The organism is Singulisphaera chitinilytica, from assembly GCF_049331405.1.
GTDB lineage: Bacteria > Planctomycetota > Planctomycetia > Isosphaerales > Isosphaeraceae > PoT.
Genome location: NZ_CP186274.1, coordinates 3,695,084 through 3,720,494, shown reverse-complemented (window position 1 = coordinate 3,720,494; position 25,411 = coordinate 3,695,084). Strand labels below are relative to the sequence as shown.

The following is a 25,411-nucleotide window of genomic DNA, read 5'->3' as shown; positions in this document are numbered from 1 at the left end:
AGGTTGGATTATGCTGTTGGGAGTGATTTTGAGATCGTATCGGTGTGTCTAGTCGTAACCATGCCACGGAGCCTTGCAGAGTGAACCTCGGGTTTTCTCAGATCGCGGTCGGCGTATTTTACACCCGTGATCGGACGCGAAAGTCTCTTTTTGAGTTTTGATTCCGCGGCATGATTTGCGCTTCTTTACCAAGACTTCGCGACCTGGAAGTGGGAACTACAGGTGGGACGGGGGCTTTCAGCCAACCGAATACGAAGAACCATTCTATACCGACATAAACGAATAACGATCGAGTCCGGGTCGAATGGCCTGGCTTGAAACGTGTGGCCAGAAATCGATCCGGTTGGCAATAAATCGATCCGAGAAACAACGCGGGATTTTTCGCCAGAAACGGCCCTCGCTTCGAAAGTCGTTGAAGTGGAGAAGGTTAGACCATTCGTCGTAACAAACTCATAAGTTCTAATCTCAGCATCGAACGAGATGAGTTTCAGGTCCTTAACACGAGTAAGGCTCTATTTAGGTCTCAACGAAGCGGGCCGGAAATTGGCCGACCCGCCGTTCACGTTCAGGGGCGAGTCGCCGCGGGAATCAGAGGAAGTAAGATGTGCGACGGATGGTCGCCATCATGGTAGAGGGTATTGTCTGCCTTGATCCGACGCCGTGAGTCGCCCAGGGAACTTCCTGTATTCGGATTTGTGTCGAACCTCGGGAAATTGCTGCTGGAGACATCGAGCCGAATCCGGTGCCCCTTCTTGAAGACGTTCGAGGTGGGATAGAGGGTGATTGTGATGGGGACGACGGAGCTGGGCTGGAGCAGCTCGGGGTGGTCAAGCGAGTTCCGGTAGCGGGTCCGCAGGATCGAGTCGGTGAGGTTGAGGTCGAAGCCCAGGGGATAGTCGGGATTGGGTGGGATCTCGTCGATGAGCTTCGCGGTGAAGTCGGTATCCGTCGCCGTGGACGAGACCCAGAGCTTGACGGAGATCGGGCCGGTGACTTCGAGGTCGTCGGTCAGCGGGGCCGAGCGGAAGACGACGACGTCGCGGCGTGTGGAGAGGGGGAGGAGGTTCGACTTCGGGTGAGTGTCCTCGCGAGGACGTTGGTCGTAGCCTCCGCTCAGCATGAGCTCGGTCCCCGACGAGATGTTGCCGCCGATCGTCGGGACGGGGTGATCGGGGTCGTAGGTGTATGTCGTCGCGCTCGATTCCGCCACGGGTGCGGCCGGCGAGAGCGAGCCGTCGGCCTGCAGGTAATAGGGGGTGGCCCTGGCTCGGGTGAGCGGCCATTCTCGCTCGGACCGCCAGTATCCGCCGTGCTTGAGTCGCCCTGCAGCCGACCTGCGATCGTCGCCGGTCCCCATGATGTAGAGGTAGATTCGAGGGCTGCTTTCCACCCCATTGGCCTCGCCACGGAGCCAGTGGTCGTACCATCTCAGACGCCAGGCTCGCAGGTCGATCCCTGCGTCGGCCGTGAACTCGACCTCGCCGGAGACGTTCGACCCCTGCGAGTTATGGACCCAGGGGCCGATCATCAGGTGCTGGGGGGAGCGCTTGGACTGGCTCAGGGCCTCGTAGTTGAGGGTCACTTGGCGCGTCCAGGAGTCGTACCAGCCGGTGACGTGGGCCACGGGGATGTCGGCATAGTCTGAGACGTGGTCGACGACCGACATCCCCTTGATCTTCCAGAAGGGGGTCTCGGGACCGCTCCGCAGGGCCTCGACCAGCCACCACTCATAGTCGGGGACGACTCGCAACGGGGTCGTGCCCGGCCGGATCGGCAGGTCGTCGACGTATTCGCGGATACGCTTGCCGCTGGCGACGAGGGAGGCCCGGAGCGCCGGGTCTGCCAAGGCTTCGCGGCCGTTCGGTGCCCCGATGTTGAAGATCCAGTTCATGAACCGGAGTTCGAAGGCCCCGCCTTGTCGCATGCCGCTGATCCCGCAGTTGGAGAGCGCGTCGATCGGGATCATGGTGGTCAGGTGCGGCGGCTTCATCTCGGCCATGGCGTGCTGGGTCCCGCCGGGATAGCTCGTGCCGAAGGTCCCGACCTTGCCGTCGGACCAAGGTCGAGCGGCGATCCACTCGACGACGTCGTAGCCATCCGCCGGATCGTCGGCGATCAACCGCCAGCGCCCTTCGCTGGCGTAGCGGCCCCGGACGTCATTGGCCACCACGACGTAGCCTCGCGAGGCATAGTAGCGTGCGTCGTCGGCGACTCCATCCTTGTTGTAAGGGGTCCGTGTCAGGAGCGCCGGGAACCGCTCGGCGACGGCCTTGTCGCCGCGAGCCGGGCGATAGAGATCGGCGGCAAGCCGAGTCCCGTCCCGGACGACAACCGGCACGTTCTTCTCGACCACCACGTCGAACGATGCGGGCCGAGAGGAGCCTGCCGGGGCTTGCGCCCGCGCATCGGGCGACGGCTGGCCGATCGTTCCGATCAGGAGGAGTACGTATGACGGAGGCAGCTTCATTTGGGGCATCGAACTCGACCTCGGTTCCGCTCGGATCGATCTCGGAGGAAGGAGGGGGGACGACCAGACGATTCTCCGGTTCGACGGGCCGAAAGCAACGTTCTGGCGTCGACCCTATGGCCCTCGTCCCTTGCACCTGTTAAATCGAAGGGAATGAGTGACGGGGATAGGAGGCCTCGCCTCGATTGACAAACCAATGAGCATTTGCTGGAGACAAGAACGATGGATGGCGACCAAATCAGGACGGCCGCGAGTCGACGCACCTTCTTGTTGTCGGCCGGTGCTCTCGCCCTGGCGGGGCGGGCAACCCGAGGCGCGGAGGAGCCGAGTGAACGCGTCGGCGTGGCGATCATCGGGCTGAGAAGCCGGGGGACGGACCTCGCACGCGAGTTCGCGAAGAACAAGGGGGCCGACGTCCTCGCCCTCTGCGACATCGACGACGCGATGTTCGCCAAGCCCCTCAAGGAAGTCGAGTCGATCGCCGGGAAGAAACCGAGGGTCGAGAAGGACTTCCGCCGCCTCCTCGACGACAAGTCGATCAACGCGATCGTGGTCGCCGCGCCGGATCACTGGCACGGGCTCCTCACCGTCCTGGGCTGCCAGGCGGGGAAGGATGTCTATTGCGAGAAGCCGGTCAGCCACAACGTGGTCGAGGGCCGCAGGATGGTCGAGGCCGCGCGGAAGTACCAACGAGTGGTGCAAGCGGGGACCCAGCGCCGGAGCATGCCGCACATCGCCGAGGCCGTCTCGCTTGTGAAGGGGGGCACGCTCGGCAAGGTCGGGATGGCCCGGGCCTGGATCCATCAGGTGCGCCCAAGCATCGGCCACGGCAAGCCCGAGGCGGTGCCGCAGGGGGTGGATTACGCCATGTGGCAAGGCCCCGCGCCCGAGCGTCCCTTCCACGCCAATCGGTTCCACTACAACTGGCACTGGTTCTGGAACTGGGGGACGGGGGAACTCGGCAACAACGGCATCCATGGGCTCGACGTGGCCCGCTGGGGACTCGGCGTCGATGCACCCGTCGCCGTGACGTCGGGCGGCGGCAAGTACATCTTCGACGACGACCAGGAGGTCCCCGACACCCAGGCCGTGACCTGGGAATTCCCCCAGGCATGCCTCACCTGGGAACATCGGATGTGGTCCAAGCACGGAAACGAGGGGTCCGGCTTCGGCATCGCATTCGACGGCGAGAAGGGGACCCTCATCATCGACGATGCGGGCTATCGGATCGAGCAGGGCAAGGAGGTCACGACGCGTAAGCCGGCGAGTGGCTCGCAGGCGGATCACGTCGCCAACTTCCTCGAATGCATCAAGTCTCGTGCGAATCCGAACGCCGAGATCGAGATCGGCCACCTCAGCACCAGGCTCTGCCACCTCGGAAACATCGCCCATCGCCTCGGCCGCAAGCTCAAGTTCGACGGCGCGACGGAGAGCTTCCCCGGCGATGCCGAGGCCAATCAGCTCCTCACGCGTGAATACGGCACCCGCTTCGAGATGCCGTCACAGGTTTGATCAGTTCTGTACCTGGATGATCCTTTCACTTGATCCGCCCGGAGGTCCTCGCCGAGGTATCCTCCGGGCGGATTCGCGTTCACGCAACCTCGCATGTCATGAGGTCAGGCATGCCCCTATGAGGTCACAGGACCGGCGCCCTCGCGTAATTTACGGAGAGGCTATGCGGCCTGATCATGGGAGGAGGTTTTTCAGTCACTTCGGCCAAACCAAGTCAGCTTCGGGCTCGTATGGCTCGGTATCCGGCACGCGAGGGAAGAACTCTGCCTGGAAATCCCCCGACCGACGAGGCGTTGTCCGTCTCAAGTCTATCTTCTGATAACGAACTGTTTGGTATTCGTGCCCGCCCCACATCGCTTCCACAAAGGATGACCGACAAACGGCGAAAATGCGTTCTAAGATACGAGGGGTTGGCCGGAGATCGAAGGTTCGGAGCTATTCATTTTCTTTCTCATTGATATTAACCAGTTTCCCCAAGCAGTCAAAACCTGCCAACCGCTACAGAAACCCTACTTCGTCAAAACCCCTTATTCACTCGCAGCGCCGTGGCAACGCCACGGAACCCACGCCGGGCCAAGATTTTGCGGCGAAATTCGAGATCAAAACCGTACCGTCACGATCCAAAAGAAAAGGTATTTTCTAACAACTGCATGCATGGTATCATTAAGTCTGGGTCCGGGGAATTGGCCTCGAAGGCGGTGCTGATTTCGTATAAGTTAGCGACGCAACTGAGCGAAGCCATTCTCCCCTTTCTGACGATAAATGGGCCCGCGACGAAGCACCTTTGACGGCGCTTGCGTTCGCGTCGGCTCCGGATTCGATCATCTCCCTAAAATTAAGTAACTCCTGGCGGAGGAATTCACGTTGGCAGGCGGCGAAGGGAAGAGCAAACGGCGGCAATCTTACCGACCGGCGGTCGAGGCCCTGGAGGCCCTTCGCCTGTTGAGCATCGCCGCGCATGCACTCCCCGAGCTCGCTGTCGAGCGGGACACGATCGCCCCCGCCTCGACCGAGACCCACGAGACCTCGAAGGTCGCCTGGGATTACGCGCTGGGGCAGACCGAGATCGCCGACCTGCTGGGGCCTTCGCTCCAATCGGCCGACGCCCAGCAGATCTCCTCGGGGCTCACCCAGCTCAACCGCTATCTCCAGCGGGCCTGGTTCCGTGCGGGCGTCCCGCCCCAGATGCACGACGACTGCACCCAGGCCGTCTTCGTGACGCTCCTGCAGAACCTCGGTCGAACGCGATTCGACGCCCTGCTCGGCGAGATCGGGCAGATGGGCATCCGCGACGTCCTGAGCCGGGAGACGGCCGACGGCCCGGATTTCTTCCGCGCCATCGACACCGTCAAGAAGAGAGCCCAGCGAGAACGAGCCTTCCAGCCGCTCGACGGCGTCGTCGCCACGGCCTCGACCCCCCAGGACGAGGCCCAGGATGACCGCCGGGGGGCCTTGCATGAGGTGATCTCGCAGTCGCTGAGCCCCCGCGAAGCCGCCCTGATCCACGCGACCTTGAAGGGGGAGACCCCGGCCGAGATCGCGCAGCAGTGGGGCGTGGCACCCAAAACGGTCAGCAATGAGAAGACGCGAGTCCTCCAGAAACTCCGCGAGGCGCTGCTCGTGGATGACCTGGGCTGATCCGTTTCAGCGGATCCCGTCCGGTCTCACCTCAGGCCTTCTTCTCTTTCTTCGCGGTTTCATCGGACTCGGCCGGCTTGCTTGTGCCCGACGGCGTTTCGCCCTGCGCGGGCTTGGCCTCGGATCCCTCGACCCCGTGCTCGAGGTTGCGCTCGCCGAAGATCTGCTCGAAGTTGGGGAAGCCGTATTTCCGGACGATGGGTCCGCTCATGGGTTCGCTCCCAAGGGTGGTTGGTGGGGAAGGCTGGGCGTGCAGCACATCTTGATTGAGTATTCCCTGGCGCAACCCGACGCGTCAAGTCAGCCACCGGTAACACAACAGGCCACCCCTGAATGTCTCAGGGGTGGCCTGTTCGCTGATCGGATCGACTCGAGTTCGACGACGGACCTTACTTGTTGGCCGACTGGGCCTCGGCGAAGGCCGAGTCGAATCCGCGACCGGAGGCGGGGAAGTCCATCTTCTTCTTGACGAACTGGGCGGCCTCGGCGGCGCCGTATTCGCGGTCCATGCCGGGGTCTTCCCACTCGACCGAGAGGGGACCTTCGTAGCCGATCGTGTTGAGGGCCCGCGCGATCTCCTCGAAATCGACCTGGCCGCGGCCCGGCGACCGGAAATCCCAGCCGCGGCGGGGATCGCCGAAGTTCAGGTGAGAGCCGAGGATGCCCGACTTGCCGTCGAGCGTGCGGGCCGCGTCCTTGACGTGGACGTGGAAGATGCGATCCGGGAAGGCGCGGATGAACGCGACGGGATCGACCATCTGCCAGAGGAGGTGGCTCGGGTCGAAGTTGAAGCCGAACTCGGGGCGGAAGTCGAGGGCCTTGAGCGCCATCTCCGCCGAGTAGAGGTCGAAGGCGATCTCGGTGGGGTGGACCTCGAGGCCGAACTTGATCCCGCACTCCCGGAAGACGTCGAGGATCGGGTTCCAGCGCTCGGCGAGGAGCTTGAAGCCGTCGGAGATCGTCGAATCGGGGACCGGGGGGAACGAGTAGAGCAGGTGCCAGATCGATGAGCCGGTGAAGCCGTTGACGACCTTCACGCCCATCTTCTTGGCGGCGCGGGCGGTGTCCTTCATCTCCTGGATGGCCCAGTCTCGCTTCTTGTCCGAGTTGCCCCGGATGTTGGCGGGGACCCAGTCATCGGTGCGTGCGTCGAGGATGTCGAGCACGAGCTGGCCGACCAGGTGGTTGGAGATCGCCCAGCACTTCAGGCCGTAGCGGCCGAGCAGGTCGTGTCGTTCCTTGCAGTAGTCGTCGTCGTGGAGCGCCTTCTGAACGTTGAAATGGTCGCCCCAGCACGGGAGCTCGATCCCGTCATAGCCCCATTTGCTGGCCTTCTCGCAGATCACTTCCAAGCTCAAGTCGGCCCACTGGCCAGTGAACAGGGTCACGGGTCGCGGCATGGATACGCTCCTCGCGGGTTGGGACGCGGATTTCTCCGAGCGAACTCGAAGTTCATAGCTGATTCGGAAAGACGCAACCATAGGAGTGATCGGGGCGAAAGTCAACGATTTGACGGGGCCTCACGGTCGAGTGATAATCTGGTTTTCCCTGGGTCAGACGGCCTCTCTCTCATGAGCTCACCCGCCCCCAACGCCCCCCGCGCCGTGTTCTTCGACTTCGATGGTGTGCTCGCCGACACCGAGAACATCCACGTCGCCGCCTGGCAGCGCACCCTCGCCGGCATGGGCTGGGCCCTCTCCGAAGAAATTGCCATCCGCTCGGTCGAGATTGACGATCGGCAATTCCTCAAAGAGGTCTTCGAGAAGCGCGGCATCGTCGACGGCGATGTCGAAGGCTGGATCCAGCGCAAGCAGGAGCTGACGATCGCCCTCCTGGGCGATTCGCCCCGGCTCTATCCGGGGGTGAAGTCGCTCGTGCAGAAGCTCGTCGGCCGGGTCGAGTTGGCCGTGGTGTCGACGACCTGGCGCGAGAACATCATCGCCGTCCTCAAGGCCTCCGAACTCCTTGAGGCCTTCCCGATCATCGTCGGTAAGGAGGACGTCGAGGCGGTCAAGCCGGATCCCGAGGCCTATCGCCAGGCGCTTCGAAAGGCAGGAGTCGAACCATTCGAGGCGGTCGTGATTGAGGACTCGCTCACCGGCCTGACCGCCGCGCGAAGGGCCTCGATCCCCACACTGGCCGTGGGGCATCGCCAGAAGCAGGGGGAGTGGTCAGGTGATTCGCCTTACCTCGATAACCTGCTCAAGCCGGATGAGGTCCTGGGCAAGCTCGGCCTGAACCAGGGCGATTGATTCAGCGAGCCGACAGCGTTCATTCGTCCCTGGACGCTAAGAACCTGGCGGTTCGTTCGCCCGGTTTCGGGGCGGTCGGGAGTTCGTCCCAATCCGGCGGTTTGGTCACTACCTCGGGCTCCGGGGTCGGCTGGGCCTGCCGACGCTTGCTGAAGAGCAACTGGTCGAGCGAGTAGGGGTTGCGGCCCGGCGACGAGAACCAGAGGACCGCGGCCGTCAGCAGGATATTGGTCGAGGAGCCTTTCTCCAGGTAAGCCTGCATGCCGAAGGGCCCTGCAAGCAGGTTCCCCCCCGTGAGCATGATCCCGGAGACGACGAGGGGCTTGATCAGGAGGAAGATCGATGAGGCGAGGCTGGCCATCGTCGTGAAGATCCCGAAGATCAGGGCCCCGCCCAGCATGATCTCCAAGTGCGGGAGCATCGAGTGGATCGAAGCCGGCCCTCCCGCCATCTTGAGCATCATGGATTCCACGATCCCCTCGTTCAGCAGGCTGATCCCCAGCGCCACTCTCAAGAAGACGATGACGTAGTTCCGGATCGGCAGATCCGCCTGGTTTTCCGAAGACGAGGGGATCGGGAGCATCATGATGCGAGTCCTGATGGGTTTCAGGTCGATCTCGTCGGGGTGATCACGAAGGCTGCTCGCTCTGCATCTTCTCGACGATGGGGAGGATCAACTCCTGCGGGACGAATCGACCGAGCGCCGACTCGCCCCCGAAGCGGGCGATCTGCTTGATGAGTGTACTTGAGATGTGAGAATATTCGCCATCGGCCATGAGGAAGACCGTCTCGATGGTGGGGTCGAGGCGGTGGTTCGTCAACGACATGCCGAACTCGTATTCCATATCCGACAGCGTCCGCACGCCGCGGAGGATCACCCTCGCCCCGATCCTCCTGACGAACTTGACCGTCAGTTCCTCGAAGGACTCGACGGAGACGTTCGGGAATGGCGCGACGACCTGACGCGCCAGCGCCACACGCTCCTCGATACTGAAGAGGGCCGCCTTGTTCGGGTTGACGCCGATGCCCACCACGACGTGCTCGAACAGGAGCCTCCCCCTGCGGATCACGTCGAGATGCCCGAGCGTGAGCGGGTCGAACGTGCCGGTGAAGACGGCGGTCCTCGAGGGGTCGGAAGAACGGGAGGCCGTTGGATTCATGGTCGTTCCCGGAGTCGAGGTCGATGACGCGAATCAACCGGCGGCGCTTCGAGTGGCGTCCACGAGTGCCTGCTTGAGGCGGGCCAGATCCTCATCGTCATTATAAACATGCGGGCTGATGCGAAGACGCCCCCTCCGGCTCGCGAGCGCGATCCCCTCGCGCCTGAGCTGATTCGCGAGGGCGTTCGTGTCGACGCTGGGATGCTCGATCGAGACGATGCCCGAGAGGTCGCCGGGGCGTCTCGAGCCGTAGACCGTCCAGCCGGCCTCGGCCGAGAGCTCGCGGATGGCCTCGGCCCGGTCGAGGATTCGCTTGGAGACGACGTCCGGGCCGATCTCGAGGAGGAGCCCGACGCTGGCGCCGAAGCCGTGGAGTCCGCACATGTTCATCGAACCGCCTTCCCAGCGCTGGGCGGTCGGCTTGAGCTTGTATTGGCCCACGGGGGCGTTGAAGGAACCGACGACGCTGTGCGAGCCGACGCCGATCGTCCTGAGCCGCTCGATCCAGTCTCGACGGATGTAGATGAATCCCGCACCTTCGGGCCCGAGCATCCACTTGTGCCCGTCGGCCGCGAGGAAGTCGACGGGGGTCTTCTTGACGTCGAGCGTGAGGGGGCCGATCCCCTGGATCGCGTCGACGAAGAGGGCCACGTTGTGAACCTCGCAGAGCTCGAGCAAGGCGTCGAGGTCGTTGCGGAACCCGGTCGAGAACTCGACGTGGCTGATCGTCAGCACGCGGGTCGTTCCGTCCATGGCCCCGGCGAGGTCGCGGAGCCAGATGCGACCGTCGCGGCTGGGGACGGTCCGGCAGGTCACCCCCCGGCCCGCAAGATTCATCCACGGATAAAGATTCGAAGGATATTCCTCGGCCGCCGTCACCACGCTCTCGCCTTCACGCCAGGGGTATCCCTCGGCGATCAGGTTGATCCCGTACGTGGTGTTGGGGATGAACGCGATCTCCTCGACGTCGGCGTTGATCAGTTTGGCGACGCGCTTGCGATCGTCCTCGACGCGGCGTTCCCACTCGAGCCAGCGGGCGCAGCCATAACGTTCCTGTTCGTCGATGGTCTTGCGCATGGCCGCCGCGGCGCGTCGGGGCAGGGGGGCGACGGCGGCGTGATCGAAGTAGGCCATCTCGCGGCCCACGGGAAACTCGGCCTCTCTCAGGGCGTTCCAGTCCAAGCCAATCCTCCTCGCTCGTCCAACGAACCGAACCGGGCGTTCTCCCTGGCCTCGTCGGCTCAGACTAACGCAAGTCGTTTCGTTGAACCAGCGGAACACGCGTTGAGGCGCTTCGACCGCGAATCAGGCGGCCGGCAAGGCGGGAGGCTTGCCCAGGGCAGCGATCAGCTTTTCGAGACCCGAGTACGTGTGATTCGCCGTCAGGCTGATTCGAAGCCTGGCCGACCCCTTCGGCACCGTGGGGGGTCGGATGGCGGCGACCCGGAACCCATCCGTGCGGAGACGCTCGGCCAGTGCGATGGTGAAGTGAGAATCGCCCAGCAGGATCGGGACGATGGGCCCCATCGAAGGGACGACGTTCCACCCTGCGGAGCTGAGTCCCGTGCGGAGATGCTGGCTGATGGCGTGCAGGTGGACCCGCCGCTCGGGCTCTGATTCGAGGATATCGAGGGCCTCGGCCGCCGCTGCTGCTGCCGCGGGAGGAAGCGAGGTCGAATAAATCAGGGCCCTCGCACGCTGGACGACCCAGTCGATCAAGCGACTCGAGCCGGCGACGAAACCTCCGACCGACCCTAGCGCCTTGGAGAGCGTCCCGACTCGAATCTGGACGCGATCGCAAACGTTGAACTCGGAGCAGGCCCCGCGCCCGTCGGAGCCGAAGACCCCCGTCCCGTGGGCCTCGTCGACAAGGAGCATTGCACCGAACGCCTCCGCGACCTCGACGATCTCGGCCAATGGAGCGAGGTCGCCGTCCATGCTGAAGACGCCCTCGGTGACGATCAGCGTTCGACGGAATCGACCACGATCGCGTTCGAGCGTGGAGCGCAAGCGATCGGTGTCGTTATGCGGGAAAACTCGAAGGCTCGCGCCGCTCAGCTTGGCTCCGTCCACGAGGCTGGCGTGGCAGAGGCGATCGAGGTAGACCGCGTCGCCCGACCCGACCAGGGCCGAGACCGTGGAGAGGTTCGCCGCGAAACCGGTCGGGAACAACGCGACGGCCTCGGCATGCTCGAATTGGGCGAGCCTGACGGCAAGATCGGCATGGGCCGTCGTCCACCCGCTGACGAGCGGGGAGGCTCCCGCGCCCCAGCCATACTCTTCCGTCGCCCGACAGGCGGCGGCAATCAGTCGAGGATGGGCGGCCAAGCCGAGATAGTCGTTCGAACTGAAATCGAGGCAGGAGGGATTCGCCTTGACCGGGCCTCGATCGAAGGGGACGAGTTTGCGGGCGAGCCCTTGCTTCGCATAGGAGTCGAGTTCGTCGTCGATCCAGGCCAGTGGATCAAGCATCGGAGGTCATCCCGACACCGAGGCGTCTGTCCCCTTCGGGACGAGCCAGGACGACGGCGGCGAGGTGCCCGCCGAAGCCGATCGAGAGTTTCAGGGCATTGCGGATCGAGCGCGAACGGCCGACGTGCGGCGTGCCATCGAGGTCGCAGGCCGGGTCCGGGTCGTCGAGGTTGAGCGTCGGCGGGACGAAGCCGTCCCGGATTGAGAGGCAGGTGATCGCAAGTTCGGCCGCGCCGGCGGCTCCGAGGAGGTGGCCGATCTGGCTCTTGCTCGCCGAGCAGGAGACGGCCTCGGCATGCTCGCCGAGGACCAACCGCAAGGCCTGGCATTCGAGCGGGTCGTTCGACCTCGTGGCCGTGCCGTGGACGTTAACATGATCGATCGCCGACGGGTCGACGCCCGAATCCGTGAGGCTTCGCGTAATCACGTCGGCGAACCCTCGAGGGTCGGGGTTCAGGTCCGTCTCGTGATAGGCGTCGGCCCCGAGAGCGCCCCCTTTGACCTCGGCGTAGGGGAGAACGCCACGCTCTCGAGCCAGGTCCTCGCGCTCGAGGACGAGCAGGGCTCCCCCCTCGCCGACGACGAAGCCGGAACGTCCACGATCCCAGGGACGGACGGCGCCTTGTGGGTCGCCCTCCCAGCGAGACAGGGCCTTCATCTTGCGGAAGGCCGCCAGGAAGAGTGGTTCCAGGGAAGCATCAGCGCTCCCGGCAATGACCCGATCGCAGACGCCCCGACGGATGAGGTCGGCCCCCTGGATCACGGCGACGAGTCCCGTCGCGCAGGCGGCGATCGGTGCGAGACAAGGGCCTCGGAGCCCACGGCGGCGAGCCAGAAGCATCGCGCCGCTGGATGGCCAGGAGGCAAGCCAGTCCTGGGCCGTGCGTTCGTCGTCGGGTGACCCAACGGCGAGGCGCTCGGCCAGGAGTCTCGAACTGCGGACGCCCCCCTTGCTCAGGCCAAGCAGGACGGCCGTGCGGTCGCTGGCGGGCTCGATCTCTTGCGAGCCGAGGCCGGCATCTTCAAAAGCCTCGTCGGCTAGGGCCGCGATCAGATCGTGGATCACTTCGCGATGCTGCGAGTCCCCCGACCCGAAGGCCGAGCAACCGAAGTATCGGGGCTCATCGCGCGAGCGAGGCCAGTCGAGGCTCCGCACCGCGCTTCGGCCGGCCTTGAGAGCTTCCCAGGTGACCTCTCTCCGATGTCGTGTACCTGGGCCACGATCGAGATCGTTGAACCCGGTGATGAGTCCGATGCCGGTGACGACGACGGCGGGACTCGGCTCCATTCCCCGATCAAACTGGCTTAACGACGCAGGCACGCGACGATTCCCGGGACTCGATGGTGCGTCGACCGATGGTTGGATCGGGGGCTGGGAGTGAGACGGTTCAGAATCAGTGGCCGTCACATTCCGACGACTCGACGACCAGCGGCTTCGGCTTCAAGCCGAGTTGGTTGAAGAGGAGTTGGTCGCGGTCGGGGCCGGGGTTCGGGGTCGTCAGGAGCTTGTCGCCGGCGAAGATCGAGTTGGCCCCGGCGAGGAAGCAGAGGGCCTGGTCGGTCTCGCTCATGTGGACCCGGCCGGCCGAGAGCCGGACCATCGACTGCGGCATCAAGATTCGAGCGGTGGCGATGGTGCGGAGCATGTCCCAGATGGCGACCTTGGGCTGCTCGGCGAGCGGCGTCCCCTCGACGGCGACGAGCGCGTTGATGGGAACCGACTCGGGGGGCTCGGGCATCGAGGCGAGCGTGTGCAGGAGGCCGATGCGGTCGTCCTCGGTCTCGCCCATCCCGACGATCCCGCCGCAGCAGACGGAAATTCCGGCCTCGCGGACGTTCTGGAGCGTGTTCAACCGGTCCTGATAGGTCCGGGTCGAGATGACCTCGCCGTAGAACTCCTCGGAGGAGTCGAGGTTGTGATTGTAGGCGTCGAGCCCCGCCTCTTTCAGGCGCCGGGCTTGGCTCGGGTTGAGCATCCCCAGGGTGCAGCAGGCTTCGAGCTCGAGGTCCTTCACGCCGCGGACCATCTCGAGGATCCGGTCGAAGTGCTCGTTGTCGCGGACCTCGCGCCAGGCGGCCCCCATGCAGAAACGGGTCGCCCCTTCGTCCTTCGCCCGCTTCGCCGCAGCGAGGACGTCGTCGACATCCATGAGGGGCTTGGCCTTGACGTCGGTGTGGTAGCGTGCGGCCTGGGGACAGTATCCGCAGTCCTCGGGGCAGCCGCCCGTCTTGACCGACAGCAGCACGCAGACCTGCACGTGCGAAGGGTCATGATACTGGCGATGGATCTCGGCCGCGCGGAAGATCAGGTCGAGTACCGGGGTCCGGTAGATCGCTGCGACTTCGGCTCGAGACGGCGAGGACGTGCTGATCGACATCGACGAAAGACCTGGGGGTGACGGGATGGACTCGAACACACAATCAACGACGGGCCGACTTGCCGATGACGAACATCGCACCGAAGCCCAGGATCGCGACGCCGATGTATCCCGGGACCGCGTCGCCGGAGCCTTCGCCCTCGGCGGCCGGTGCACCTTCGGCCGGTGCCTGGGCCGAGGCGGACGCCGGCAGCATACCAACTGTCAGGACCGCCGCCAGGGCGACTTCGGCCAGCGTGCGTTTCCATTTCTTCATCGATCGCGCTCCCTGAGGGGTTTCGGTCGTTTCGGTGACTCGATCGTCATGGGCAACCACTCCCGGAGCGGTCGGACCCGACGTCGGAAAGCGGCACGGGCCATGGCCACGGCCTTCCAGGCGGGCCCTCGAGATCGCAGGTTGGCGATGTAATCATCGAGCCCGACGGCCCAGAAGCGGTAGTCCAGCCCCCGGAATTCGAAGGCACCGTTCTCTCGAGGCAAGGGGAATGGTTGCAGCGGCTCCGCATAGGCGAAGGCCAGGATCGCCCGGAATCCGGGGCCGAACATCTCCTGCCAGCGGCTCAAGCCTTCGAGATCATCGGTGGTGACCCAGTTCTCCCAGGGACGCCGGCCTCTCGCATCCTTCCCACGCTTGCCCTTCACCTCGACAACAAGATTGGGACCCATACGAGGATACAGCAAGAAATCGGGATTCTTCACCCCCTCGTCCCCGAAAAACGCCCGCTTGGCCTCGTCCACAGCGACGCAAGGGATCCGGATCGACCGGATGTAGGCTTCGAACGCGGCCTCATAGTGGTTAGCGCGGTTGGCCATGGGTTGCGAAGACCTTCGATCGATTCAGCCGATCGTGACGATGGGCAATCCGGTGTCGATCTCCCTGGGACGACGCCTCGGGGGCAACACGGCTTCCGCATACTCCCAGAGTTGCTCGGCCGATTCAAAAACCTTCCCGGGGTCGCTGACCAGGCTCAGGTTCGCGCCGGACTTCTTGCCGCGACGGGGTTGCACCAGCAGGAACCAGCCCCATCGGCCGACGAAGACTCGCGTCTCGTCGTGAGCGAGGTACCAGCGCATGGCGTCGTAGTCATCCCAGGTCGTCGGCGGATCGAGCCGCACGGTGAAGCCACGCTCGGCCGGGAGTTCTTCCTCGGAGGGGAGTTGGGCGTTCATTCCGCGTGTCGACTTCCGTGGTGGGAGGATCGCCTCGGCATACTCCCGGATCTGGGCCGGCGTCTCGAAAACCTTATCGAACTTCCAGTCCGAGTCGTACTCGCAGTCGTCGGTCGTATACTCGCGGCAGACCTTGGGACGCGTCCAGTAGACCGCGCATTTGTTCTCTTTCGTGAGATACTTGCAAAGCGTCATCACGACGAGGAACCACGTCCCCTCCTCGACATAGACCAGGGTGTTCCCATAGTCGAGGTACTTTTCAATCTCCTGGTAGTCGGACCAGCGCGTCGGGGTGTGGACGGGGAGGGAGAAGTATCGGCAGCACTTGCCGATGCAGAAGTCGCAGAGACAGGCGCCCGGCGGCACGTCCTCGCGTCGGATCTGCGTTTTGTTCACCGGGTGAACCTCCCCAAACACACCCAGAGAGCCACTCGCCGACGGGCGGCGGAGTCGACCGGACTATCTCAACCCAACCGGCTCTCGAAGGGGTACATATTACCAGGAATCGCGCAGGCTGGCCACGTGCTGGTCGGTCGTCCCGCAGCATCCGCCCACGAGGATCGGTCCCAGGTCGAACCGCTTCCCGGCGATTCGACCGAAGAACGCGACGTCGTCCGCCAACGGAATCTGCTCATTGCGGCTCGGCTTCAGGAAGAGGGGCAGGGGGGTGAACGCGCGAAGCCTTTGCGCGTAATGTAACGCCGCGTCCATGCCCGGGACGCAGTTCACACCAATCGCGTCGGCCCCCAAATCTTCGAGTCGGCGGACGCTTTCCTCGAGCGAATCGGGCCAGAGATAGAGGCTGATGAGGATCGGCGCTGGCGTCAGCGAACGCAAGATCTCGAGCCCCACAACCGCCTGGTCGAGCCGATGCGTCTCCAGGACCAGGGCGTCGGCCCCGGCGGAGAGGAGCGCCTCCGCCTGCTCTCGATAGCTTTTCGGCACTTCCGAAGGGGTCGGGCCGATCGAGCCCAGGACGAAGCGGTTCGGCCCGCTGGCTTCCCTGGCGAGGCAGACACCGGCCTCGTTGATGCGACGGACCTCCGTCTCGCGATCATATCGGCTGAGCCAGTTGCGGTTGGCGCCGAAGGTATTGGTGAGGAGGGCCTCGGAGCCGGCGGCAAGATCGGCCTCGTGGAGCCTTCGGACCACGTCGGGATGCGAGAGGTTCCAGAGGCAGGGATCATCATCCTGGAGCGAGAGGCCCCGCGCGATCAGACGGGTCCCCATGCCGGCGTCGAGCCGGATCGACCGCGACGATAACGCCGGGCGGAACGACTCACTCACCGGCCTTGGGCTTGTTGCGGTACTTGACGCTCACCCGGACGAGGAACCGCTGCTCCTCGTCGGTCAGGGCCGATCGGCCTTCGCGATAGAGCTTGTCCAGGATCTCGTCCATGCGTCGTTCATCCGCGGCCTCACGCGCCAGCCGGCGCTGTTTGCGGACGTCCGAGCGCCGCCTCCGCCACCGCTTGATCGCGCTCTCGCGGTAGGGCCGGACCTTGGCGGCGCTCCCTTCCAGGCTCGTGTACCCTTCCGAGAAGTCGTAGCCGAAGACCCCGTCATCGTAGAAACCGCCGTCTTCGAGCATCCTTGCCTCGGAGCGGGCGATGAGTTCGATCAGGATGGCGAGGAAGATCAGGGTGAGTCCGTCCTGGCGTGGGAGGACGAGGCGAATGACCCCGACGATCGCCAGGATCACGGCGCATGTCCGCGCCACGTAGGGGCCGAGCATGCCGTCCTTCGGCTGGGTGACCGCGACCGTGGCCAGATGGCCCCGGAGGATCCGCCCGGTATCGAACGGCATCGCCGGGATCAGGTTGGCGATGCAGAGGAGATAATTGATGTACCCGAACCAGCCGAGCCACCAGAGCGGCCTACCGAATGGGACGAGATCGGTGGTGCCGGTGATTCGAGGGGCGCCCAGGTCCTTCTCATGGCCGAACGGATTCCACGCGAACTGCGTGTGGAAGAACATCAGCACGGAGGCAGAGATCAGGACGACCAGGAGGTTGGCGGCGGGCCCAGCCAGGGCGACCACGGCCGCGTCGTTTGGGCGGGCGGTGGCCGACGGGCTCACCATGTTGCCGAGCGGCCACAGCCGGACATCCTCCGGCTCGGCCCCCGTCCAGTATGAGGCCAGCGCATGCCCCGTCTCGTGAACGAGCAAGGCGGCCAGGAGCAGGACGATCCACGAGGCCGTGTAGCCTAGGTGGGGCGTCGTCGTGACGACGGCACCGAGGAGGGCCAGGAAGGCGAAAACAGCGAGAGATATGTGGACGCGGATCTCTATACCGAACCAACGGCCGAGAGAAATCGGAGACCACATCAGCGGATCAGTCATCATCTGCCACCCAGGGCGGGTTGCGGACGCTGCGCAAAAAACTCATTCCCTTGAGGATTATAGTGTATCAACCCAGGAGGCAAGTCGCAACGTCGCCAAATCGGGTCTCCGTCCCCCTTCTAAACCCAACCGGGGCCTGATAGTTTGGGGAAACATCCCCACCCTCGAGGAACCACGGCGTTGTCTATCTCTCCGAGCTCTCCAGAGTCGCAGGCCCGTGTTCGCGTCGAGCTTGGGCCGAGGTCGTACGAGGTCCGCGTCGTCAGCGGCGATCGCGATGGCTTCGCCGGATTCGCCCGCTCTAGCCTTGACGCCACATGGTCCGGTCGCACTTGCCACCGCGCCCTGCTGGTGACGGACGAGAACGTGGCCGAGTATCACACCCCGCTCGTCGAGGCCTTCGCCAGCGTCGACATCACCGCGACCCTGGCCGTGGTCCCCTCGGGCGAGACATCCAAGTCATTGGCTGTTGCCTCCGACCTCTACGATGACCTCGTCCGGCTCCGCGCCGATCGCCACACGGCGATCGTGGCGCTCGGGGGCGGGGTCGTGGGAGACCTCGCCGGATTCGTCGCGGCGACGTATGCGCGAGGATTGCCCTTGCTCATGGTCCCGACCACGTTGCTCTCTCAGGTGGACAGCTCCGTCGGCGGGAAGGTCGGCGTCAATCATCCCCGGGCCAAGAACATCATCGGCTCGTTCCATCAGCCCGTGGGGGTCTGGATCGACACCGAGATGCTCCAGACCCTCTCCGACCGCGAGTTCAAATGCGGGCTCGCCGAGGTGGTGAAGTACGGGGTCATCCTCGACGATGCGTTCTTCGACTTCCTCGAGCAGAACGCTGACGCCATCCTCGGCCGAACTCCCGCACCCCTGCGCCACACCATCTCCCGAAGCTGCGAGCTCAAGGCCGACGTCGTCTCGAAGGACGAGCGCGAGGAGACGGGCCTGCGTGCCGTCCTCAACTTCGGGCATACGATCGGCCACGCGATCGAGGCGGTCGCGGGCTACGGCGGCCGCTTCCATCACGGCGAAGCCGTGGCGGTTGGCATGGTCCTCGAATGCCGCCTCGCGGAGCAACTCGGCTGGATCGACGGCTCCATCACCCGCCGCGTCACCGAGTTGCTCGAGCGGTTCGGCCTCCCCGTCCACGTGCGAGGCCTCGACCAGGATGCCCTGATCGAGGCCATGACGCGCGACAAGAAGAATCAGAAGGGGAAGACGCGCTTCGTCCTCCCGCGCCGGATCGGCCTGGTCGAGTTGACGGATGCCGCCGACGAGGCCTTGATCCGATCCGTGCTCTGATCCCGGCCTCAGGGGATTGAACGGGCGATCTTCGAATCCGGAGTGGGCCCCTTCGCCTTGAGCCGGTCGGCAACGATCTTGCCCCAGTGCCTTAGGTCAAACGACGGGTCGTTCTTGCAGACCTCGTCGAGCACGCCGAGGGCCTGGTCCCGATGGTCGAGGTTGCACCCCTCGAGGACGATGATCGCCTCGCCGCGCACCCGCCTATCGTTATCGTTCTTGATGGCGAATTCGAGCTCCCTGAGCCCCGCCTTCGTGTTCGGATCCGAGGCGAAGACCACCAGCAAACGATCAGCCAGGTTGCCCTTCCGAAGTTCTTCGACCGAGGACGCGAGCTCCAGGAGTTTCCCGGGCGTGATTGCCTGCTTAAAGAGCGGGAGGATCTGCCGGAAACTTGAAGGGTCCGACCATTTGTCGACGTATTCGCGGATCGGAGCCAGGGCCTCCGCTTGGAAGTTCTTCGACTGGGCGATCGAACGGATGGCCGCGAAGCTGACACGGTTCTGGGAGTCGGAGGCCAATTTCAACAGGGCGGCCAGGGCTTTCTCATCATGGCCCAGGTGCGGCCCGAGCGCCTCGGCCGCGGCTTCGCGGATGCTCTCGGAAGGATCTTCGACCTGCTCGAGGAGGGCGCGGCGGGACGCTGTGTGCTCGCCTCCGATCAGGCCGATCGTCCGCATGAGGTTGATCCTCGGCTCACGAGAACTTTGGTCGATGACGACCTCCAGCCCCCTATAACGGAAAGGGTTCGTCTCGTCGGACACGGGGGTGCTCAACCGATACACGCGTTGTAGTGCGGAGGCGAGCGACGACTGGACAGATTGTGGATCAGGCCTAAACCCCTGGATTCGACTCGCGACAAGGCCGATTACATTCGGCGAGCTGTCGCCCAGGCCCTCGACGAGCCAGGAAAGGGCGAGGGAGGTGGCCCTGTGAGAGACAATCGTCCCTCGAAGAATGGGGGTCGGCGATCCCATCTGCGCGACCGCTTCATAGGCTTTAGCACGAACCGTCTCGTCCTCATCGTCCCGGAGCGAACGAAGCAGGTCCCATTCCCTCTCCCGCCCCTTTCCATAGATCAAGACGGCCCCTGCGACGGTACGCCTGACCTCAGGGTCAGAGCACTTTGCAAACCTCATCAACGCGGAGATGCCTTCGGGATCGTCGATGGCGATGGCGGCGATGGCATTCAGGGCGTTGTACCAGGGCTTACCCCAGGGTTGGAAGATTCCCTTGGCTTTGCTGGTCGTCTCGGACTCCGATGGGCCCTGAAGTCGAGCCTCCACGATCTTGATGAGGTGGGGCAGGGCGAGGCTGGTGGGCGGCTGCAAATGGCCGAGGGTCGAGGCCGCTTCGGCCCGGACACCTTGATCGGCATCGTCGAGCGCCGCGACCAGGGCCTCGCAGACCCGGAGGGCGGATGGATCCGAGGGGGGGACCTTCTGAAGCTCGCTCGCCGCGGTTTGACGGACCCGGGCATCGGGATCATTCCTCAAGATCTGGGCCAGGGGCAGGCCGATCTTCGGCAAATCCTCGGGGCGGTATCGCTCCCGGAGCATGGCGAGACGCTCGACCGGGTCCCTCTCTTTCCTGATTGCCCGGAACTTCTCGCTCACGGGATCAAACACATCTTGAAGTATCATGTAGACCAAAAAGACCGCGAGCAGCGCGCCGGCGACCGTCAATATCGGATTCGCGTGCTTCATCAATCTTTCGGTCAAGCTCGGCATGGGTTGGGTTCCTGAGAGCTCCATGTCCGCCTTGCACGGGAAAATAGGAATGATGCCTGGATCCTCGGAAGGATGCGGCACTCGAGAGTCGCGGGAGTGCAAGGTCAGGAAGGTGGGTCGCCTCAATCATTTGGTACGATGCATGGTGAGTTTGTGACGGCCACCCATGAGGGTCAAGGCTTTTTTCGGTCCAGGTTTGTGGAATTGAGCAAGCCATTGCTGGGGCATCGAACGGCGAGGGTCGCGAAGTTGGACGACTCATCCGACAGGGCTTCCGAGACTGCGAGCGGTTCCTTGTCGTCGTGGCCTGCTGCTTGTAATCCGTACAGTGGTTCGGTAGCATCGTCGCCACATTGATGTATCGAAACCAAGGCTTTTAGCGAGCGCGGAGCCTAGCGCGTGACTGAGACGGAAATCCGCGACTTGCTCTGCCTGTCGTTGGTCCAGGGCGTCGGGCCGCACACGAGCCGGGCCTTGCTGGAACGGTTCGAGACGGCCGGACGGGTCCTCAACGCAACCATTTCCGAGCTGCGTGAGGTGCAAGGCGTCGGGCCGAAGCTCGCCGAGAAGATCAACCGGGCCCGCAGGGACATCGACGCGGCGGAGGAGCTAGCCTTCTGCCGGTCGAGGGGAGTAAGAGTCATCCCCCAGGGCGACTCGTCGTACCCACCCACCCTGGCCGAGATCCCGGATCCCCCCAGCCTCCTGTTCACCCAGGGGACCATCGAGCCTCGCGACCAGCTCGCGATCGCGATCGTCGGCTCCAGACGCTGCACCCCCTATGGCCTGCGCGTGGCGGAGCGTCTCGGGAGTGCGCTCGCCAGAGTAGGGCTGACCGTCGTCTCAGGCCTCGCACGGGGCATCGACGCCGCAGCCCACCGCGGGGCGTTGAAGGTCGGCGGCAGGACGTTCGGCGTCATGGCCAACGGGCTGGCCGAGATCTATCCCCCGGAGCACGAGGAACTCGCCCACCAGATCGCGGAGTCGGGCGCGGTCATCAGCGAGATGCCGATGCGGCAGGGGCCGCTCGCCGGGCTCTTCCCCCAGCGCAATCGGATCATCTCCGGGCTCTGCCTCGGGGTCGTGGTCGTCGAGGCGACGCCGAGGAGCGGCTCGCTCTCCACGGCCCATCATGCGATGGAGCAGAACCGGGAGGTCTTCGCCGTGCCCGGGCCCGTGGACAGCCTCTCGAGCCAGGGATGCCACCGCCTGATCCGCGACGGGGCACGGCTCGTCGAGACCGTCGACGACATCCTCGAAGAGCTCGGCCCCCTGGTGCGGGAGGTCAAAACCTCGAAGGAAGAGCCGGCCGTCCGCCGCCCGGTCGAACTGACCCTCTCGGATCAAGAACGCTCGATCCTGGGACACCTCGACGACCAGCCGCAAGCCGTCGACGCCCTCATCGCCAGGACCCGACTGACCGCCTCTCAGGTCATGGCGACGCTCAGCGTCCTGGAAATGCGACGGCTCATTCGAAGGCTCCCCGGACAGCACTTCGTCAGGGCCTGAGCCTCTCGCCCCTATGCCTATGAACTCGACGAGTCGAGCTGGACATTGAGCCAGCCGGCGAGGTCGTTGAAGACCACCTCGCGGCCGATCTCATTGAGGGGCTCATGACGCATCTCCGGATACAACCTGAGCGTCTTGTCGTCCGTGCCCAGTCGCTCGAAGACCAACGCTGAACCCTTCGGGCTGGAGACGTGATCGTCCGCCCCGACGAGCATGAGCGTGGGGATCTCGATGCGGCCGGCACGCTCCACCGCCATGGCCCCCGAATCCACCATGCCGAAGAAGAGCGGGGCACTGATCCGGCTATGCCTGAGGGGATCGACGCGATGCTGCGTCTGCATCTCCGGGTCGCGCGTCATCATCTCGGCCGCGAGCTTCGCCGAGAGCGTCACGCCCGGCGCATGGCGGAGCAGGAACCGCCCCAGCGCGAGCTTGTACGCAGGGACGTGAGCAGCCAGCTTTACCGACGGATTCGATGTGATGAGCCCGCTCAGGCCGAGCGAAGGTTCGGCAGCGAGCAGCAGCGCGAGGAGCCCGCCGTTCGAGTGGCCTAGCAAGTATCGAGGGAGACCCGGTCGTTCCCTGGCCGCCCACTCGATGGCCGAGCAAATGTCCTCGACCAGTTCCTGATAGCGGCCGACCACGCCTCGACGGCCGGGGCTGCGGCCGTGGCCTCGGAGGTCGGGGGCCAGGAAATCGACGCGAGACGCCTCGCCGATCGCCTCGGCGACGTGGGCGTAGCAACCCCCGTGTTCCCCAAAGCCGTGGGAGACGATGACGATCCCTCGGGCGTCCCGGCAAGGCCAGAGGCGCCCCTTGAGGTTGATACCGTCCTGCGAAGGGATGTCGACGTCCATTTCCTGGAGCTGGCTGGTAAGCATCAACAAAATCCAAAAAGAGCGAAACCAGGGTCGGGTCCGCCGGCTCGATCAGGAGTCGTTACGCCAGGACCAGGTCCAGTGCCGGTCGGACGTCATCGTCACCGACTCCGGCGGAAGTTCCAGGTCCGCAACGATCCGGCGCACCTCGTCCAGGGTCAGGGCCGCGTTGAGCGAGGCGCCGAAGAGGTCCCGGGCGAATTGAGGCTCCGAGCCGGCGTAGGTGGCGACGAGGTGTTCGATCTCGGCCAGAGAGTCGGGGCGTGCGAGGTCGCGTACGAACAACGTCCCCCCCTTCGCGACGAGCCTGGACATCTGGTCGAAGACGGGAGCCGGGTCGGGGATGTGGTGGATGATCGAGTTGCTGACGACGGCCTCGAATGCCTGATGCAACTGGGCCAGGCTCTTGGCATCATCCAGCCGACAGGCGATCCTCCCCCCGAATCCCGCCCGCCCGATATTCAGCGCGGCACGTTCGAGCATCGCCGTGGAGAGGTCCAGGGCGACCACTCGGGCCTCAGGATCGACCTGGCAGAGGCGGATGGGGATGAGCGCGGTCCCAGTGCCAACGTCGAGGATCTCGCCGCCCCGGCAAGATCCGTGGGCCTCGAGGAAGTCGGCCACGAACCGATCGTTGACGAGGGAATGATCCATCTCGTCGTAGACCTTGGCCTCTTCCGCGGTATCCATCACCTCGGGCTCGAGGACGCGGTCGATCATCGTGTCGCACTCCTGGAGGTGATGATCTCGGGATGTCTCGGTCTCGGCCTGCGATCGAGACTCGATGGTCCGGCAGCCGTATTGATCCGACGGGAGCGTTGGGATGAGGATCTCGACGCCCCCGTCGGCTTCACAACTCAGAGGGCGGCCGCGGCGGCCTTGGCGGTCGCGAGGCACTGGACGAGGTCGGCATACGGGTTCTCGGGAGACTCCTCGTACTCGACCGCGAGGCAGTAGGAGTAGTTGATCTTCGCCAGGGCCTTGAAGAGGTCGACCGTGCGGAGGTCCCCCTTGCCCAGGATGGTGAAGTGCTCGGCGTCCTTGACGTCCTTGAGGTGGACGCCGTAAACCCTCTTGCCGAAGACCTCGACGGCGCGGACGGGGTCTTCCTTCGAGCGGAGGAAGTGTCCCGTATCGACACAGCAGCCGATCTTGGGGTGATGATCCTTGATCACCTTGGCAATCTTGTCGATCAGGTCGTAACGGTGTCCGGGGCCGTGGTTGTGGATCCCGACGGCGATGCCGAACTCCTCGACCAGCTTGTCCAGGCTCTCGAAGCTATCGGGATCGGGGTCGGCGGAGACGTAGTCGACGCCAAGCTCCTTGGCGAACGTGAAGATGTTCTTGTTCGCGGCATGGTCCTTGGTGAAGTGGACGACGCCGTAGCCGATGACCTTGACGCCCTCGGCCTCGACCTTCTTCTTGCTGGCGGCAACCGCCGCGGGGTCGGTCGAGGGGGGAACGTGCGCCGGGTACGACTCCCAGAAGTGCAGGCCCAGCTCCTTCGTCACGGCCAAAGCCTTCTCCACGTCAGCCTGGCCCCCCTTGGTGTAGCCACGCAGCGAGTAGCTCTGGAGCCCGAGCTTGAAGGGACCATACGGGGCCTCGGCGAAGGCCGGGCGGAGCTGGCTGCCCAGCGAAAGGGCACCCAAAGCCGCGATTCCGCCGGAAAGGATGTCCCGTCTGGAAATTTTCGTCGTATGGTTGATTGCCATGTTCCATTGCCTCGTGAGCGATGAGTCGCCGTCTCGACCGTCGAGCTTCAACGGCCGTCGTAGGCTAGACCCGATTCAGACCGCGGGAATAGGGTCCGAGGCTATCCGAAGCGTGCGGCGCCTGCCAGAGCCCCGTGAGAATTGGGAAGTCTTAAGACTCTCGTGAGTATTGAGTGATCTTGTCGTTAAGCCTCGAAGATTGATACTATCCCATGCGTGCTGGGATCAATCCTGCCCTGCTTGCACCTCCGCTGGGGATTAGAAGCGAGGAGCCTTCCATGCCCGCCCCGAATAGCGTCTTAGGAACTCTCAAGCCGATGGGTGGCGGAGATCCCATCCCCTTGCTCAAAGCGGAGTTGGTCGTCGGCCGTCGTGCTTCATGCGACATCTGCCTCGACTTCTCCAACATCTCGGGCAAGCACTGCGTGCTCCGGTTTTCGAACAACGTCTGGCACGTCCGAGACCTCGGCAGCACCAACGGCACGACGGTCAACGGGGCGGGGATTGCCAGCGACCACTCCGTGATGCCGGACGACGAGCTTGGTATCGCCGGGCACCTGTACAACCTCGACTACGAGCCGGCAGGTCCCGACAGCATCATGAACAAGCATATCCTCGATGAGGACATCACCGAATCCCGACGCCGGCACTCGCTCATGGAGCTGGCGGGCCTCGACACCGACGGGAACAAGCCTCGCCCCCGGCAAACCAAAGCCCCGGAAGCGATCGAGCGTCTCTCCGTCGATGAGGCCGAGTTCGAAGACGCGATCCCGGATAATGTCAGGAGCGAGAGCTCGCCCCTCGTGCAGACGAGCGACGACGACTTCTTCCGCATGATCCAGGAAGACGTCGACAAGGGCTCCTAAACCGGGGCCGCAGGA

24 protein-coding genes are annotated in these 25,411 nt (G+C 64.3%); 6 read left to right on the top strand and 18 right to left on the bottom strand.

Annotated elements, in window-relative coordinates:
* Positions 1-565 precede the first annotated feature (565 nt).
* Entirely contained in the window at positions 566-2,476 is a 1,911-nt protein-coding gene (locus ACOYYX_RS15005; RefSeq protein WP_422930718.1) for a CocE/NonD family hydrolase, read from the bottom strand.
* Between the two features lie 213 nt (positions 2,477-2,689).
* On the opposite strand from ACOYYX_RS15005, the gene ACOYYX_RS15000 reads away from it, so the two are divergent.
* Together ACOYYX_RS15000 and ACOYYX_RS14995 are read left to right on the top strand one after the other, a co-directional pair.
* Positions 2,690-3,979: a Gfo/Idh/MocA family protein gene (locus ACOYYX_RS15000; protein WP_422930717.1), complete on the top strand. Its 1,290-nt coding sequence runs from the start codon at positions 2,690-2,692 to the stop codon at positions 3,977-3,979.
* A gap of 864 nt (positions 3,980-4,843) precedes the next feature.
* Positions 4,844-5,617 (top strand): sigma-70 family RNA polymerase sigma factor, encoded by a 774-nt coding sequence (locus ACOYYX_RS14995; protein WP_422930716.1) that lies wholly within the window; start codon positions 4,844-4,846, stop codon positions 5,615-5,617.
* A gap of 31 nt (positions 5,618-5,648) precedes the next feature.
* Here the strand turns inward: ACOYYX_RS14995 and ACOYYX_RS14990 are convergent, their stop codons facing one another.
* Both ACOYYX_RS14990 and ACOYYX_RS14985 read right to left on the bottom strand, forming a co-directional pair.
* Complete coding sequence (locus ACOYYX_RS14990; protein WP_422930715.1) at positions 5,649-5,828, bottom strand: hypothetical protein; 180 nt, start codon at positions 5,826-5,828, stop codon at positions 5,649-5,651.
* A gap of 178 nt (positions 5,829-6,006) precedes the next feature.
* Entirely contained in the window at positions 6,007-7,017 is a 1,011-nt protein-coding gene (locus tag ACOYYX_RS14985) for a sugar phosphate isomerase/epimerase family protein (protein WP_422930714.1), read from the bottom strand.
* A 171-nt stretch (positions 7,018-7,188) separates the two neighbouring features.
* On the opposite strand from ACOYYX_RS14985, the gene ACOYYX_RS14980 reads away from it, so the two are divergent.
* Entirely contained in the window at positions 7,189-7,869 is a 681-nt protein-coding gene (locus ACOYYX_RS14980) for an HAD family hydrolase (RefSeq protein ID WP_422930713.1), read from the top strand.
* Between the two features lie 19 nt (positions 7,870-7,888).
* Here ACOYYX_RS14980 and ACOYYX_RS14975 read toward each other — a convergent pair whose 3' ends face one another.
* The 11 genes from ACOYYX_RS14975 to ACOYYX_RS14925 all read right to left on the bottom strand — a co-directional run bounded on the left by ACOYYX_RS14975 (position 7,889) and on the right by ACOYYX_RS14925 (position 17,378).
* Positions 7,889-8,455 (bottom strand): hypothetical protein, encoded by a 567-nt coding sequence (locus ACOYYX_RS14975; protein WP_422930712.1) that lies wholly within the window; start codon positions 8,453-8,455, stop codon positions 7,889-7,891.
* Between the two features lie 43 nt (positions 8,456-8,498).
* Positions 8,499-9,029 (bottom strand): pantetheine-phosphate adenylyltransferase, encoded by a 531-nt coding sequence (coaD, locus tag ACOYYX_RS14970; RefSeq protein ID WP_422930711.1) that lies wholly within the window; start codon positions 9,027-9,029, stop codon positions 8,499-8,501.
* 33 nt (positions 9,030-9,062) lie between these two features.
* Complete coding sequence (locus ACOYYX_RS14965) at positions 9,063-10,211, bottom strand: aminotransferase class V-fold PLP-dependent enzyme (protein ID WP_422930710.1); 1,149 nt, start codon at positions 10,209-10,211, stop codon at positions 9,063-9,065.
* Positions 10,212-10,334: 123 nt separating this feature from the next.
* On the bottom strand, positions 10,335-11,501 hold the full coding sequence (gene bioF / locus ACOYYX_RS14960; RefSeq protein ID WP_422930709.1) for an 8-amino-7-oxononanoate synthase: 1,167 nt from the start codon (positions 11,499-11,501) through the stop codon (positions 10,335-10,337).
* Entirely contained in the window at positions 11,494-12,789 is a 1,296-nt protein-coding gene (locus ACOYYX_RS14955; RefSeq protein ID WP_422930708.1) for a beta-ketoacyl-[acyl-carrier-protein] synthase family protein, read from the bottom strand. Before ACOYYX_RS14955 ends, bioF begins: the two co-directional genes overlap by 8 nt.
* Positions 12,790-12,895: 106 nt before the next feature.
* Positions 12,896-13,879: a biotin synthase BioB gene (gene bioB, locus ACOYYX_RS14950; protein WP_422930707.1), complete on the bottom strand. Its 984-nt coding sequence runs from the start codon at positions 13,877-13,879 to the stop codon at positions 12,896-12,898.
* Positions 13,880-13,922: 43 nt separating this feature from the next.
* The gene (locus ACOYYX_RS14945) at positions 13,923-14,135 is read right to left on the bottom strand and encodes a hypothetical protein (protein ID WP_422930706.1); all 213 of its coding nucleotides are present in this window, start codon (positions 14,133-14,135) and stop codon (positions 13,923-13,925) included.
* Positions 14,132-14,692 carry an HYExAFE family protein gene (locus tag ACOYYX_RS14940; protein WP_422930705.1) on the bottom strand — a complete coding sequence of 187 codons (561 nt, stop codon included), beginning with the start codon at positions 14,690-14,692 and terminating at the stop codon, positions 14,132-14,134. The genes ACOYYX_RS14945 and ACOYYX_RS14940 overlap by 4 nt, the downstream gene beginning before the upstream one ends.
* A gap of 24 nt (positions 14,693-14,716) precedes the next feature.
* Positions 14,717-15,445 (bottom strand): YkgJ family cysteine cluster protein, encoded by a 729-nt coding sequence (locus ACOYYX_RS14935; RefSeq protein WP_422930704.1) that lies wholly within the window; start codon positions 15,443-15,445, stop codon positions 14,717-14,719.
* Between the two features lie 99 nt (positions 15,446-15,544).
* On the bottom strand, positions 15,545-16,336 hold the full coding sequence (locus ACOYYX_RS14930; protein WP_422930703.1) for a homocysteine S-methyltransferase family protein: 792 nt from the start codon (positions 16,334-16,336) through the stop codon (positions 15,545-15,547).
* Positions 16,329-17,378 (bottom strand): site-2 protease family protein, encoded by a 1,050-nt coding sequence (locus tag ACOYYX_RS14925; RefSeq protein WP_422930702.1) that lies wholly within the window; start codon positions 17,376-17,378, stop codon positions 16,329-16,331. The genes ACOYYX_RS14930 and ACOYYX_RS14925 overlap by 8 nt, the downstream gene beginning before the upstream one ends.
* 195 nt (positions 17,379-17,573) lie before the next feature.
* Here ACOYYX_RS14925 and aroB point away from each other — a divergent pair, with 195 nt between their 5' ends.
* The gene (aroB, locus tag ACOYYX_RS14920; protein ID WP_422930701.1) at positions 17,574-18,698 is read left to right on the top strand and encodes a 3-dehydroquinate synthase; all 1,125 of its coding nucleotides are present in this window, start codon (positions 17,574-17,576) and stop codon (positions 18,696-18,698) included.
* 8 nt (positions 18,699-18,706) lie between these two features.
* Here aroB and ACOYYX_RS14915 read toward each other — a convergent pair whose 3' ends face one another.
* A complete protein-coding gene (locus ACOYYX_RS14915) occupies positions 18,707-20,428 on the bottom strand; it encodes a HEAT repeat domain-containing protein (RefSeq protein ID WP_422930700.1) in 1,722 nt (573 codons plus the stop codon).
* 399 nt (positions 20,429-20,827) lie between these two features.
* Between ACOYYX_RS14915 and dprA the strand changes: the two genes are divergently transcribed.
* Positions 20,828-21,937 (top strand): DNA-processing protein DprA, encoded by a 1,110-nt coding sequence (gene dprA, locus ACOYYX_RS14910; RefSeq protein ID WP_422930699.1) that lies wholly within the window; start codon positions 20,828-20,830, stop codon positions 21,935-21,937.
* A 17-nt stretch (positions 21,938-21,954) separates the two neighbouring features.
* On the opposite strand, the gene ACOYYX_RS14905 is transcribed toward dprA, so the two are convergent.
* The 3 genes from ACOYYX_RS14905 to ACOYYX_RS14895 form a co-directional block, all read right to left on the bottom strand.
* Positions 21,955-22,818, bottom strand: coding sequence for a lysophospholipase (locus tag ACOYYX_RS14905; RefSeq protein ID WP_422930698.1), 864 nt, complete (start codon positions 22,816-22,818; stop codon positions 21,955-21,957).
* Between the two features lie 48 nt (positions 22,819-22,866).
* Positions 22,867-23,535, bottom strand: a complete 669-nt coding sequence (locus tag ACOYYX_RS14900; RefSeq protein ID WP_422930697.1) for a class I SAM-dependent methyltransferase — start codon at positions 23,533-23,535, stop codon at positions 22,867-22,869.
* Between the two features lie 137 nt (positions 23,536-23,672).
* Positions 23,673-24,467 carry a sugar phosphate isomerase/epimerase family protein gene (locus tag ACOYYX_RS14895; protein ID WP_422930696.1) on the bottom strand — a complete coding sequence of 265 codons (795 nt, stop codon included), beginning with the start codon at positions 24,465-24,467 and terminating at the stop codon, positions 23,673-23,675.
* 341 nt (positions 24,468-24,808) lie between these two features.
* Here ACOYYX_RS14895 and ACOYYX_RS14890 point away from each other — a divergent pair, with 341 nt between their 5' ends.
* Positions 24,809-25,396, top strand: a complete 588-nt coding sequence (locus tag ACOYYX_RS14890) for an FHA domain-containing protein (protein WP_422930695.1) — start codon at positions 24,809-24,811, stop codon at positions 25,394-25,396.
* Positions 25,397-25,411: the final 15 nt, after the last annotated feature.

What these genes read in the sequence shown, in the direction of transcription:
- ACOYYX_RS15005 (WP_422930718.1), bottom strand. Translation starts at nt 2,476, where the DNA reads ATGCCCCAAATGAAGCTGCCTCCGTCATACGTACTCCTCCTGATCGGA.
- ACOYYX_RS15000 (WP_422930717.1), top strand. Translation starts at nt 2,690, where the DNA reads ATGGATGGCGACCAAATCAGGACGGCCGCGAGTCGACGCACCTTCTTG.
- ACOYYX_RS14990 (WP_422930715.1), bottom strand. Translation starts at nt 5,828, where the DNA reads ATGAGCGGACCCATCGTCCGGAAATACGGCTTCCCCAACTTCGAGCAG.
- ACOYYX_RS14985 (WP_422930714.1), bottom strand. Translation starts at nt 7,017, where the DNA reads ATGCCGCGACCCGTGACCCTGTTCACTGGCCAGTGGGCCGACTTGAGC.
- ACOYYX_RS14980 (WP_422930713.1), top strand. Translation starts at nt 7,189, where the DNA reads ATGAGCTCACCCGCCCCCAACGCCCCCCGCGCCGTGTTCTTCGACTTC.
- ACOYYX_RS14975 (WP_422930712.1), bottom strand. Translation starts at nt 8,455, where the DNA reads ATGATGCTCCCGATCCCCTCGTCTTCGGAAAACCAGGCGGATCTGCCG.
- coaD (WP_422930711.1), bottom strand. Translation starts at nt 9,029, where the DNA reads ATGAATCCAACGGCCTCCCGTTCTTCCGACCCCTCGAGGACCGCCGTC.
- bioF (WP_422930709.1), bottom strand. Translation starts at nt 11,501, where the DNA reads ATGCTTGATCCACTGGCCTGGATCGACGACGAACTCGACTCCTATGCG.
- ACOYYX_RS14955 (WP_422930708.1), bottom strand. Translation starts at nt 12,789, where the DNA reads ATGGAGCCGAGTCCCGCCGTCGTCGTCACCGGCATCGGACTCATCACC.
- bioB (WP_422930707.1), bottom strand. Translation starts at nt 13,879, where the DNA reads ATGTCGATCAGCACGTCCTCGCCGTCTCGAGCCGAAGTCGCAGCGATC.
- ACOYYX_RS14945 (WP_422930706.1), bottom strand. Translation starts at nt 14,135, where the DNA reads ATGAAGAAATGGAAACGCACGCTGGCCGAAGTCGCCCTGGCGGCGGTC.
- ACOYYX_RS14940 (WP_422930705.1), bottom strand. Translation starts at nt 14,692, where the DNA reads ATGGCCAACCGCGCTAACCACTATGAGGCCGCGTTCGAAGCCTACATC.
- ACOYYX_RS14925 (WP_422930702.1), bottom strand. Translation starts at nt 17,378, where the DNA reads ATGTGGTCTCCGATTTCTCTCGGCCGTTGGTTCGGTATAGAGATCCGC.
- ACOYYX_RS14915 (WP_422930700.1), bottom strand. Translation starts at nt 20,428, where the DNA reads ATGCCGAGCTTGACCGAAAGATTGATGAAGCACGCGAATCCGATATTG.
- ACOYYX_RS14905 (WP_422930698.1), bottom strand. Translation starts at nt 22,818, where the DNA reads ATGCTTACCAGCCAGCTCCAGGAAATGGACGTCGACATCCCTTCGCAG.
- ACOYYX_RS14900 (WP_422930697.1), bottom strand. Translation starts at nt 23,535, where the DNA reads ATGATCGACCGCGTCCTCGAGCCCGAGGTGATGGATACCGCGGAAGAG.
- ACOYYX_RS14890 (WP_422930695.1), top strand. Translation starts at nt 24,809, where the DNA reads ATGCCCGCCCCGAATAGCGTCTTAGGAACTCTCAAGCCGATGGGTGGC.